General features: G+C 69.7%; 14 protein-coding genes and 15 tRNA genes. All 29 read left to right on the top strand.

Going from position 1 to position 9307, the window contains the following annotated elements:
• Positions 1 to 116: 116 nt before the first annotated feature.
• The 29 genes from ACQVFL_RS02570 (at position 117) to ACQVFL_RS02430 (ending at position 9285) form a co-directional block, all read left to right on the top strand.
• On the top strand, positions 117 to 326 hold the full coding sequence (locus ACQVFL_RS02570) for a hypothetical protein (RefSeq protein ID WP_431728524.1): 210 nt from the start codon (positions 117 to 119) through the stop codon (positions 324 to 326).
• Between the two features lie 35 nt (positions 327 to 361).
• Entirely contained in the window at positions 362 to 574 is a 213-nt protein-coding gene (locus ACQVFL_RS02565; RefSeq protein ID WP_431728523.1) for a hypothetical protein, read from the top strand.
• Between the two features lie 92 nt (positions 575 to 666).
• Positions 667 to 960, top strand: coding sequence for a hypothetical protein (locus tag ACQVFL_RS02560; protein WP_431728522.1), 294 nt, complete (start codon positions 667 to 669; stop codon positions 958 to 960).
• A gap of 25 nt (positions 961 to 985) precedes the next feature.
• The gene (locus tag ACQVFL_RS02555) at positions 986 to 1471 is read left to right on the top strand and encodes a hypothetical protein (RefSeq protein ID WP_431728521.1); all 486 of its coding nucleotides are present in this window, start codon (positions 986 to 988) and stop codon (positions 1469 to 1471) included.
• A gap of 125 nt (positions 1472 to 1596) precedes the next feature.
• Positions 1597 to 2097: a hypothetical protein gene (locus tag ACQVFL_RS02550; RefSeq protein ID WP_431728520.1), complete on the top strand. Its 501-nt coding sequence runs from the start codon at positions 1597 to 1599 to the stop codon at positions 2095 to 2097.
• A gap of 32 nt (positions 2098 to 2129) precedes the next feature.
• The gene (locus ACQVFL_RS02545; RefSeq protein WP_431728519.1) at positions 2130 to 2450 is read left to right on the top strand and encodes a hypothetical protein; all 321 of its coding nucleotides are present in this window, start codon (positions 2130 to 2132) and stop codon (positions 2448 to 2450) included.
• 24 nt (positions 2451 to 2474) lie between these two features.
• Complete coding sequence (locus ACQVFL_RS02540; protein ID WP_431728518.1) at positions 2475 to 2963, top strand: SAV_6107 family HEPN domain-containing protein; 489 nt, start codon at positions 2475 to 2477, stop codon at positions 2961 to 2963.
• Positions 2960 to 3415, top strand: a complete 456-nt coding sequence (locus ACQVFL_RS02535) for an HD domain-containing protein (protein ID WP_431728517.1) — start codon at positions 2960 to 2962, stop codon at positions 3413 to 3415. Before ACQVFL_RS02540 ends, ACQVFL_RS02535 begins: the two co-directional genes overlap by 4 nt.
• Positions 3412 to 3606 carry a hypothetical protein gene (locus tag ACQVFL_RS02530; protein WP_431728516.1) on the top strand — a complete coding sequence of 65 codons (195 nt, stop codon included), beginning with the start codon at positions 3412 to 3414 and terminating at the stop codon, positions 3604 to 3606. Before ACQVFL_RS02535 ends, ACQVFL_RS02530 begins: the two co-directional genes overlap by 4 nt.
• 13 nt (positions 3607 to 3619) lie before the next feature.
• Positions 3620 to 3859 carry a hypothetical protein gene (locus ACQVFL_RS02525; protein ID WP_431728515.1) on the top strand — a complete coding sequence of 80 codons (240 nt, stop codon included), beginning with the start codon at positions 3620 to 3622 and terminating at the stop codon, positions 3857 to 3859.
• A gap of 119 nt (positions 3860 to 3978) precedes the next feature.
• On the top strand, positions 3979 to 4437 hold the full coding sequence (locus ACQVFL_RS02520; protein ID WP_431728514.1) for a hypothetical protein: 459 nt from the start codon (positions 3979 to 3981) through the stop codon (positions 4435 to 4437).
• 124 nt (positions 4438 to 4561) lie between these two features.
• The gene (locus ACQVFL_RS02515; RefSeq protein WP_431728513.1) at positions 4562 to 5200 is read left to right on the top strand and encodes a helix-turn-helix transcriptional regulator; all 639 of its coding nucleotides are present in this window, start codon (positions 4562 to 4564) and stop codon (positions 5198 to 5200) included.
• A 339-nt stretch (positions 5201 to 5539) separates the two neighbouring features.
• Positions 5540 to 5612, top strand: a tRNA-Trp gene (locus ACQVFL_RS02510).
• 124 nt (positions 5613 to 5736) lie between these two features.
• A tRNA-Ala gene (locus tag ACQVFL_RS02505) sits at positions 5737 to 5809 on the top strand.
• A 9-nt stretch (positions 5810 to 5818) separates the two neighbouring features.
• Positions 5819 to 5891, top strand: a tRNA-Phe gene (locus ACQVFL_RS02500).
• A 52-nt stretch (positions 5892 to 5943) separates the two neighbouring features.
• Positions 5944 to 6018, top strand: a tRNA-Glu gene (locus ACQVFL_RS02495).
• Between the two features lie 11 nt (positions 6019 to 6029).
• A tRNA-Gly gene (locus ACQVFL_RS02490) sits at positions 6030 to 6103 on the top strand.
• Positions 6104 to 6109: 6 nt separating this feature from the next.
• Positions 6110 to 6185: transfer RNA gene (locus tag ACQVFL_RS02485), tRNA-Gln, on the top strand.
• Between the two features lie 192 nt (positions 6186 to 6377).
• Positions 6378 to 6450 (top strand) — tRNA-Thr (locus tag ACQVFL_RS02480).
• Between the two features lie 85 nt (positions 6451 to 6535).
• Positions 6536 to 6609, top strand: a tRNA-Gly gene (locus ACQVFL_RS02475).
• Between the two features lie 55 nt (positions 6610 to 6664).
• Positions 6665 to 7108, top strand: a complete 444-nt coding sequence (locus ACQVFL_RS02470; RefSeq protein ID WP_431728512.1) for an HNH endonuclease — start codon at positions 6665 to 6667, stop codon at positions 7106 to 7108.
• 38 nt (positions 7109 to 7146) lie between these two features.
• Positions 7147 to 7219 (top strand) — tRNA-Gln (locus ACQVFL_RS02465).
• Positions 7220 to 7570: 351 nt separating this feature from the next.
• Positions 7571 to 7645: transfer RNA gene (locus ACQVFL_RS02460), tRNA-Thr, on the top strand.
• Between the two features lie 7 nt (positions 7646 to 7652).
• Positions 7653 to 7725: transfer RNA gene (locus tag ACQVFL_RS02455), tRNA-Thr, on the top strand.
• A 5-nt stretch (positions 7726 to 7730) separates the two neighbouring features.
• A tRNA-Met gene (locus ACQVFL_RS02450) sits at positions 7731 to 7804 on the top strand.
• A gap of 13 nt (positions 7805 to 7817) precedes the next feature.
• Positions 7818 to 7892 (top strand) — tRNA-Leu (locus tag ACQVFL_RS02445).
• A gap of 5 nt (positions 7893 to 7897) precedes the next feature.
• Positions 7898 to 7973 (top strand) — tRNA-Ala (locus tag ACQVFL_RS02440).
• 1 nt (position 7974) lies between these two features.
• A tRNA-Asp gene (locus tag ACQVFL_RS02435) sits at positions 7975 to 8046 on the top strand.
• 39 nt (positions 8047 to 8085) lie between these two features.
• On the top strand, positions 8086 to 9285 hold the full coding sequence (locus ACQVFL_RS02430) for an RtcB family protein (RefSeq protein ID WP_431728511.1): 1200 nt from the start codon (positions 8086 to 8088) through the stop codon (positions 9283 to 9285).
• The last annotated feature ends 22 nt before the right edge of the window (positions 9286 to 9307 follow it).

Raw genomic sequence — 9307 nt, 5'->3', positions numbered from 1 at the left:
GGTGCCGACAGGCGAGGCCGCCGCACCTGCGACACGGAGTCGGGCGAGTGGACTGCGGATCACGGGCGCGACACCCGCGAGCAGGCCGCCGGTCAGCAGCAGGCGGGTGGCCGGTGATGGCCCGGTTCGCGCTGCGGCTGGGTTCCGGTCTGTCGCTGTTGGTGCTGGCGGTGGCGCTGCTCGCGTTGCTGGTGCACCTGGGCACGGCCGGGATCGTGTCGTGGGTGATGCCCCTCGGCACGTGGGAGGTGCCGGTGGCGGTGCCGGCCGCGTTCTTCTCCGCACTGGCCTACGGGCGGTGTGTCGTGGCGCTGCGGCGCCGGTGAGATCGGGCTAGCTGGCTAGCTCAATACTGGTGGCCATGGATGAGCCCGAGGGCCAGGACGCGACCGGCCGCCTGATGGTGGCGCTGGATCTCGCCGACGCGGTGATGGTGGAGCGTGTGGTGGCGTCGGTGGCGGTGGGCGATCCGGAGGTGGTCGACGCGGTTGTGGCCGTGGTGGAGGCGGGCGAGCCGTCGGTGCGTGTTGCGCCGTGGCCTGAGCTGCGGTGGGACGAGTTGCCCGGGGTGTGACGCGTAGGGCCGGTTTTGCCGAAACACTGGCAAGACTGGCCCTACCGCTGTAGCTTGATAGTAGGAAGCACGATCAAGCACAGGGGGCAGTGATGATCACGTACGACGACTTCGGATTCCCGATCGTCACCACCACGGGCATCCGCTGCGGCAACCACCACGACGACAACGCCCGACACGAAACCGTCGACGCCGTCCGCGAGTGCTACCTGCGGTGGCACCAGCTCGACGAGGACGCCAACGCCGACCACGCCGCCGAAATGGCCGCCGAACGCGCCCTCGAAGACCGCGGCTACTGGGACGCCCGCGCCCAAGAGGACTGGGAGGCCGCGAACGGAGTCATTCCGTTCGACGTCGCCTTCCGCGCGGCCCTCGCCCACGCCTGACCGCCGAGAACCAAAGGAGCCCGCCATGTCCGCGTACGTCGTAGGCATCACCCACATCCACGCCCTACTCACCGCTGGCCTGGAGTTGCGGCGCGGCCCCGACGACCCGCTGCGCTGGTGGTATCCCCGGCTGGACCCGAACGCCGGCTACGAGGACCGGTGGCGCAACCTCCGGGAGTTGACCCGCGACAGCGCGGGACGAGTCGGCGCGGTGCTGCTGGCCGAGAACATGCGCAGCGTCAACTTCCGATACCGCGAGGACGAGATTGAGGAGCCGTACGAGTTCGTCAGGCTGCCCGGCAGCCCGAACCCGCTGGTCGTGTTGAAGGCGCTCGACGGCTACGAGTACCAGGCGTGCGAGCACGCGGAGTGGGGCAACAGCGAGGCAGCGGCGTTCTGTGAGGCGCTGCGCCACCGTGCGATCGGCTACCTGCCTGGCTACTCGGCGTCCCCCGGTTGGGAGATCACCGACCCGAACGTGTTCCAGGCACGGAGGGCGCAGCGCTCCTGAGATGGTGCGGCCCGGGACGGTGCTACCAACACCGCGATCCCGGGCCGACTCGCCCAGACAGTAGGCCCTGGGCTGCGCAAGAGAGTAGCAACATCGATACGACTGTCACACCGAGGAGGAACCCGATGGGCACCACGAGCATCCCCGCGCACCTGGTCAAGACGACCACTGACCGGGGCTTCACCCACCTGCCCCCCATCCCGTCCGAGTACGGCGGGCACGTCACAGTGTCCGAATCGTCGGCCGCCGATGGCCCCCACGTCTGGCTGCGCGCCACCTGCCCGGTGGACCTCAACAACCCGCACGGCGACGCCAAGGAAACCGCGATGCACCTCGCCGCCGACAACGCCCTACGGGTCGCCGAGCAGCTACAGCAGACCGTCCGTGAGCACTACCAGGGATGGGGGTACGACGGCGACTACCTCGGCGTCAACGAGCCGATGCGCCGCGCGCTGGAACTGATCGGCACGAAGTGCGAGAACTACACGGAGGGCGCATCGTGCGTGGACGCCCCCACCCGGTCCCCCGATGCTCCGGACAGCGCTGGCCGGTGGTGCTCCTGCTGCATCGCGCGCACCGCGCTCGCTGGCGGCGAGCTGCCCGCGCCGACCGAGACACCGGAATGACTGGTGGCCATCGGAGGGCCCCGGACGAGCTGGTGAACGAGGCCGCCGCCCACTTCGACGCTGACCCAAGCGGCGTCGACGGCATGTTCGAGGCGTTCCGCCGACTCGGCGAGACGATCTCCGCGAAACGTGCCGCAGATCGCCAGGCCAGGAAGGACGCCCGCAACGCCCGCCGCCGCGCCCGCTACCGGGCCAACCCGCCGGCCCGGGGCCGGAAGGCCGCTGCCGTGCTCGTGGACGACGAGGCAGAGCACGAGCCGGGCTGCCGCTGCCACCTGGCACCAAGCCCGCCGTGCTCGTGGTGCGAGGGCGGCGGAGACGAAACCGCCGACCGTGCCGCCGGACGCGGCTGACCCATCCGAGAACCGGAGGACACCATGACCGACCAGACCGCCGTGCCTGCTCACCTGCTGCCGCACCGCACACCCGCGCAGCTCCTCACGATGGCCCGCCAGGGTCTCGCCGAGGCCGCCGCCACCGAGGCCGTGGGCCTGAGGTACGCCGCCGCGCACATGGCCGCCTTACGCGCCGCCGCTGCGGTACTCGCCTCCCGCGCCCGGCCGCCCGCCGTCACGAACCGCCAGGAACGGCGCCGGGTACCGGGCGTGTGGGTGCAGCTCGCCCAGGTCGCGCCCGAGCTGGCCGAGTGGGCGACCCACTTCGCCACCACCGCCAGCACGCGGGCCGCCGCCGAGACCGGTATCCCCGAGGTGGTGACCGGCCAGGACGCCGACGACATGCTGCGCACGGCCGGCGAGTTCGTGGGCCTGGTGGACCGGGAGCTGGGCGGCCTGCCGATCGTGCCGTGGGTCGCGCCGGGGTACCTGATCGGACGCACCGATGCGGGAGAGGCGGTGACGCGGTGAGCGGCCCGACCGTCGCAGACGCCGACCGGCTCGCTGCCGCCGCCCACCTCGGCCAACTCGACAAGGCCGGGCAGCCGTACATCGCGCACCCGCGCGCCGTCGCCGCGATGCTCGCCGAGCAGGGCCACGGCGATCACGTCCTCATGGCCGCGCTGCTGCACGACGTGGTGGAGGACACCGCCGTCACCCTCGACGACCTGCGGGCCGCCAGCTACCCGGCGGAGGTGGTCGATGCCGTCGACGCCGTCACCAAACGCGAGGGCGAAACGTACATGGACGCGGTGTGGCGTGCCGCCGCGCACCCGCTCGGCCTGCTGGTGAAGCTGGCCGACAACGCCCACAACTCGCTACCAGACCGGCTGGCGCTGCTGCCTGACGCCGACGCGGACCGCCTGCGCCGGAAGTACGTCCGGGCCCGCCGCGTGCTGCTCGCTGCCGAGGATGCCTGGTGAGTGGCGGCCCGCTGGACGGCTGGGAGGAGTGCGACGTGCCCGGCTGTCCGTCCTGGGACGACAACGCCGACCCGGACGAGGTCGAAGCATTCGAGGACTCCGGGTGGGCGCACGGTGTGTGGCACATGCATCTGATTGACTTCTACGTAGTCGATGCCCGCGCCAAGCATGGAGCCCGCAATGCCCAGTGACCTAACTGTCCGCGTGCACTCGATCGCCGAAGACGGCTTGCCCGACATGGACAACCTCACCGGTCGGGTCGCTTTTCTCTTCGACGGAAGCATCGTCTCAGGCTGGCCGCTACGCACGAACCCGGACGACCGCAACACCCCGTACAGCGGTTTCTGGGAAGCAGACGGCGACGTGGGCCGCAACGTAAAGTTCGCCAACGTGACGCATTGGGTGGAGTTTCCCGAGCCGGTATGGGAAGTGGAGAAGCGGTGAGCGGCTGACTGTGGCGGTGCTGCTGTTCGCGGCTGCGATGCTGCTCGCCACCTCCTACCGGCTGTCGTCGCGTCGCTGACGCGCCCGCAGCGTTGCGTTGACCTGTCACGATCCCTGTCGTGACTGAGGTCGTGCCTACCGTGATCGCTGTCGTCAGCACCCTCGCCGGTATCGGCCTCGGCGCGGCGATCCAGGGGCGCCAGCAGCGGTCAGCGCGGGTAGACGACGCCCGCCTCACCTTGTATGCCGACGTGTTCACCGAGCTGGCTGCGACCGGGCGGCGGCTCGATGTCCTCACCGGCCAGTCCACCGAGCACGACCCGATCCCGCCGGGTAGCACCGGAGACCTGGCCGGGATCACTGGTCGCGTGCTGCTGCTGTCCTCGGCGAGGACGCGGCGGGCCTGGCAGGAGTACCTCGACGCCCTGCATGATCTGCGCTGGTCCCTCAGCGACCGGGCACCAGGCGATGGTCTGGTCGATCGGGATATGCAGACCCTGGTCCGGGTGCGGGAGGCGATCGAGGACGGGTATGCGGCGATCCGGGCCGAGGCGCGTATCGGCCCTGTCGATGGGTGATCGGCGATTGGACGAGTGGCCCCTGTGTGGCCCGTCCGATCAGACATGACGACGGGGCCGTGAGCAGGCAATCCGCTCCCACCGCCCGACGCCAAAGTTAGATCGACTCAGATACCGTCACGGGATGATCACCGCCAGCACAGGAGGCACACCCCAACACCTCCACCAGCCCGTCCACGCCAACAACGACTTCCCGCAACTCGTCCCCAGCGCCCGCATCTGCCAAGGCTGCTCGTACAGCACAGACGGCGTCCCCCTGACACCTGTCGCCTGGCCCTGCCCGAAACCCGCCGAAGAACAGGCAGCCGCCAAAACCGATGCACTGCGCCAGAACTCCGCAGCGGTCCGCCTCGCCCGCGCAGTCGTCGCCCGCCGCGCCGGACTCGGACTCACGCAGAAGCAGCTCGCCGACCGGGCCGAGGTCGCGCTACGCACCGTCAGCGCCATCGAGACCACCTGCAATCGGCGACCCCACCGGTCCACCCTCGACGCCCTGGACCGTGGCCTACGGTGGCGACCGGGCAGCGCCCAGCGGGTGTGGCGAGGCGGCGGACCGGATGAACGACCGACCGCGTGGGAGGTGCCGCCGGAGCGCGCCCTGATCCTGCGGGCAGGGCTACCGGCCGACGCGGAGGCGGCCCTGGTGGACCATCTGGACGCGCGCCGGCAGGACGCGGAGGCCGCGCTGGAGCAGGAGGCCCGCCTGCTGCTCGGGCAGACGCTGCGCCTGGTGCACCTCGGCGTAGCCGAGTCCGTCGACTGAGGTCCGGTTCTGTCCCGATTCGTCCTGGACACACCCACTGTCGTTACCGTACGGTGATGCGAGCGGCACTCTCCGGAGCCGCCCGGCACGTAAATGCGTTGCCGGTGCGGATCTCCGGGGCCTACCGTCACCAGTAACGCCGATCCGATGAGGAGTGAGCCGGTCATGATGCGCCACGCGACGCCAGCCACGCAGCTTTCGCTGCGCGGTGAGTGGTGCCCGGCCATCGCCGGATACTCCGACAACTCCAAGCCTGGTAGGTGGCGCGGCTAGCCGCAACATCAAGCACGACAGCCGCCCACCCAGCCAACGGGTCGGGCGGCTTTTTCGTACACGCATAGGGGTGTGGCGCAACTGGTAGCGCACCGGCCTCCAAATCCGGCGGTTGCAGGTTCGAGCCCTGTCGCCCCTGCTCAGCACCCCGGCCTTCGGGTCGGATTGGTGATGATCATTGAGAACTCCACAGCGGATGGCATACAGACGACACCCGGCCGGCGGCAGCAACTGCCGTCGCCGGCCGGGGATGTCGACAATGCGGGCTCATGGCGCAGTTGGTAGCGCGTCGCTCTGGCAGGGCGAAGGTCCCCGGTTCGAACCCGGGTGGGTCCACACATTCACGCCCTCCAAGCTCAGGTGGTAGAGCGCCCGATTGAAGATCGGGAGGTTTCCGGTTCGACGCCGGAGGTGGGCACGTTGGCGGGGTGAACCTCCCGGGCGAGGTCCCGGCTCCCCGCCGACTCCATGGGCCAGTGGAGCTGTTGGCAAAGCTCACCGCTCTCTCAAGGCGGAGATCGTCGGTTCGAGCCCGACTTGGCCTACGCAACGTCATGCGGTACTAGCTCAACGGCAGAGCTGCTGACTTCCAATCAGCCGGTCGGGGTTCAATTCCCCGGTACCGCTCCACTTCGTTCCGGGTTGCTCTGCTGGCTGGGCCCCTCGACTTTGGATCGAGAGGACGCAGGTTCGATTCCTGCACCCGGAGCCAAGCCCCGGTAGCCCAACGGTAGAGGCACCGCCTTCAAGTAGCGGTCAGCGCGGGTTCGACCCCCGCCCGGGGTACGCGACGCCTCGATAGGACCACGGGAATCGTGCGGCCGGCAGCCCCGGCACCAGCGGGACCAAATCACCCTCGGGGTGAGAGGCACGTTCCCGCCCGTAGGGAGAGGTAACCCGCCGCGCCGTCGTAGCTCAGTTGGCAGAGTCCGCGCCCGGTAAGCGCGAGGTCGGCGGTTCGATCCCGCCCGACGGCTCAAGACATGGCTTACCCCGGGGGGCTTGAATCAGAGGCCACACCCGGGGTGCACCTGACCAGGATAGCAGTTTTGGCCTGGTCATGCGGTTGTAGCGCAGTCCGGTAGCGCGCCACGTTGCCATCGTGGAGGACGCGGGTTCGAATCCCGCCAGCCGCTCGTAAGTCAACAAGTCCACACCACCCCACGGACCGATCAGGAGAAAGGAGGGGCCGTGGACGCAGTGCTCGTCATCAACGCCGACCTCGGCCCCTTGCACCGGGTCACGGTCGCCCACGCGATCCGGATGCTGTGCCGCCGGGTCGCCGAAATTCACGAAGCCGAACCGGACCGCCTGATCGGTGTCTTCCCGATGCCGAAGGTCGTCCGGCTGGTCCGGTACGTGGTCACACGCTGGCGGTACAGCCACGGCCCCGCCTGGTCCAGGGCCGGAGTCCTGGCCCGCGACGGACGCCGCTGCGGCTACTGCGGCGGCCCGGCCGCCACCGTCGACCACATCCTGCCCCGCTCCCGGGGCGGGAAGAACGCCTGGCTGAACACCGTCAGCGCGTGCGCGCCCTGCAACGGGGCGAAGGACGACCGAACCCCGGCCGAGGCCGGCATGGTGCTGCGCATCAAGCCGACCGTGCCGGCATGGGGGTCGCTGGCGCAGCGCTGACACCGGCCGGCGGATCCTCTGCGGTCCGCCGGCCCCGGTGGGAGCTGGTGCAACTGGCAGCACATCCGGTTCTGGCCCGGAAGGTTGGAGGTTCGAGTCCTCCGCTCCCAGCTCAACGCACGAAACGCTGACCAACGCGGTCGCAATGCCTGTGCACGGGCGAGCGTGAACGGGAAGCACACCAGCTCGCGGCCCGCCAGCGGCTGCAACCTTGGTCTAGACCCCGGATCGGGACCGCTGGCAATGGACCCGCCGCGTCGGTGAGCGTTTCGTGCCGCGGAGTGTCAGGGGCACTCCGTAACATCGCTGGTGGGGCCGCACCCCGAAGATCGCTAGGTGGCTATTTCCCAGGACGGCAGACCGGCTTGACCGGCACTGCGGCAGTCGGGGTGAAGTATCGCGGATGGCCTGAAAGACGCCCCGTCCATCAGGCCCGCAAGGTGCGGCCCCGCCCTTTCCCTTGCCGGTGTAGCGCGGGTGGCCGTGCGGCCGACTTGTAATCGGCAGGTGCGGGTTCGACTCCCGCCGCTGGCTCCACAGCCTTGCCGCTGTAGCTCACCTGGCAGAGCGACGTCCTCGTAAGACGTAGGCACCCGGTTCGAGTCCGGGCGGTGGCTCTCTCGCCGACGTAGCTCAGGTGGCCAGAGCGCTCCGCTCATAACGGAGAGGTCCCCGGTTCGACACCGGGCGTCGGCACGTAGAACCACTCGCCCGGGTGGGCAAATTGGCAAAGTCGCTGCGTTCAGACCGCAGAGTTGTGCGGGTTCGAATCCCGCTCCGGGTACGCATGGGGTCGTAGCTCAGTTGGTAGAGCACCCGTTTTGCAAGCGGGATGTCGTCGGTTCGATTCCGTCCGACTCCACCATGCCGACGTAGCTCAGTGGCAGAGCGCCCGACTGTCGATCGGGTGGCCGCGGGTTCGATCCCCGTCGTTGGCGCAGAGATCGCAGAACAGCCGACCACAGGAGGCGACGATCATGAACTACTCGACACTGCCGGGCACCCGCGCCCCGGTACGGGTCTGGACCGACCCGCACAGCATCGAGCCGCTGGCCGCCCAGCAGCTCCGCAACATCGGGGCGCTGCCGTGGGTGCAGGGCGTCGCGGTGATGCCGGACGTGCACTACGGCAAGGGCGCCACCGTCGGCTCCGTCATCGCCATGCGGCAGGCCGTCTCCCCCGCTGCCGTCGGCGTAGACATCGGCTGCGGCATGTCGGCGGTCCGCACCTCCCTGACCGCCGCCGACCTGCCCGACGACCTCGCCGGGCTGCGCCACGCGATCGAGGACACGATTCCGGTCGGGTTCGCGCAGCGCGATGCCGCGGTGGATCCGCGTCGGGTCCGGGGCCTGGAGCAGGCCGGCTGGGATGCCTTCTGGCGGCGCTTCAATGGCCTCCACGAAGGGGTGGGGCGGCTGGAGGGTCGGGCCCACAGCCAGATGGGCACCCTCGGCGGCGGCAACCACTTCGTGGAGGTGTGCATCGAGCAGGGCGGTGCCGACGCCGGGCGGGTGTGGCTGATGCTGCACTCCGGGTCGCGGAACATCGGCAAGGAGCTGGCGGAGCGGCACATGGCCGTGGCCCGGACCTTGGCGCACAACGCGGACCTGCCCGACCGGGACCTGGCGGTGTTCCTGTCCGGCACGCCGGAGATGAACGCATACCGGCGGGACCTGTGGTGGGCGCAGGAGTACGCGCGCCGCAACCGGGCGGTCATGCTGGCGCTGCTGATGAACGTGGTCCGGGACCGGTTCCCGCACGTCGGCTACGACGAGCCGATCAGTTGCCACCACAACTACGTCGCCGAGGAGACGTACGACGGCGTGGAGGTGCTGGTGACCCGCAAGGGCGCGATCCGGGCAGGTGCCGGTGACCTGGGCATCATCCCCGGCTCGATGGGCACCGGCTCGTACATCGTGCGCGGCAGGGGCAACGCCGACGCGTACTGCTCGGCCTCGCACGGTGCTGGCCGCCGGATGTCACGCGGGCAGGCGAAGAGGACGTTCAGCACGGCCGACCTGGCGGCCCAGACCGCCGGGGTGGAGTGCCGTAAGGACGCCGGGGTGGTGGACGAGATTCCCGGCGCGTACAAGGACATCACCGCCGTGATGGCGCAGCAGACCGATCTGGTCGAGGTGGTCGCACACCTCAAGCAGGTCGTGTGCGTGAAGGGCTAGACCGGTGCGCCCGGCGGGGCGT

The sequence above is a fragment of the Verrucosispora sp. TAA-831 genome (assembly GCF_050780145.1).
Taxonomy (GTDB): Bacteria; Actinomycetota; Actinomycetes; order Mycobacteriales; family Micromonosporaceae; genus Micromonospora.
This window is presented reverse-complemented; position numbering and strand designations above follow the sequence as displayed.

What these genes read in the sequence shown, in the direction of transcription:
- ACQVFL_RS02570 (WP_431728524.1), top strand. Translation starts at nt 117, where the DNA reads ATGGCCCGGTTCGCGCTGCGGCTGGGTTCCGGTCTGTCGCTGTTGGTG.
- ACQVFL_RS02565 (WP_431728523.1), top strand. Translation starts at nt 362, where the DNA reads ATGGATGAGCCCGAGGGCCAGGACGCGACCGGCCGCCTGATGGTGGCG.
- ACQVFL_RS02560 (WP_431728522.1), top strand. Translation starts at nt 667, where the DNA reads ATGATCACGTACGACGACTTCGGATTCCCGATCGTCACCACCACGGGC.
- ACQVFL_RS02555 (WP_431728521.1), top strand. Translation starts at nt 986, where the DNA reads ATGTCCGCGTACGTCGTAGGCATCACCCACATCCACGCCCTACTCACC.
- ACQVFL_RS02550 (WP_431728520.1), top strand. Translation starts at nt 1,597, where the DNA reads ATGGGCACCACGAGCATCCCCGCGCACCTGGTCAAGACGACCACTGAC.
- ACQVFL_RS02540 (WP_431728518.1), top strand. Translation starts at nt 2,475, where the DNA reads ATGACCGACCAGACCGCCGTGCCTGCTCACCTGCTGCCGCACCGCACA.
- ACQVFL_RS02515 (WP_431728513.1), top strand. Translation starts at nt 4,562, where the DNA reads ATGATCACCGCCAGCACAGGAGGCACACCCCAACACCTCCACCAGCCC.
- ACQVFL_RS02430 (WP_431728511.1), top strand. Translation starts at nt 8,086, where the DNA reads ATGAACTACTCGACACTGCCGGGCACCCGCGCCCCGGTACGGGTCTGG.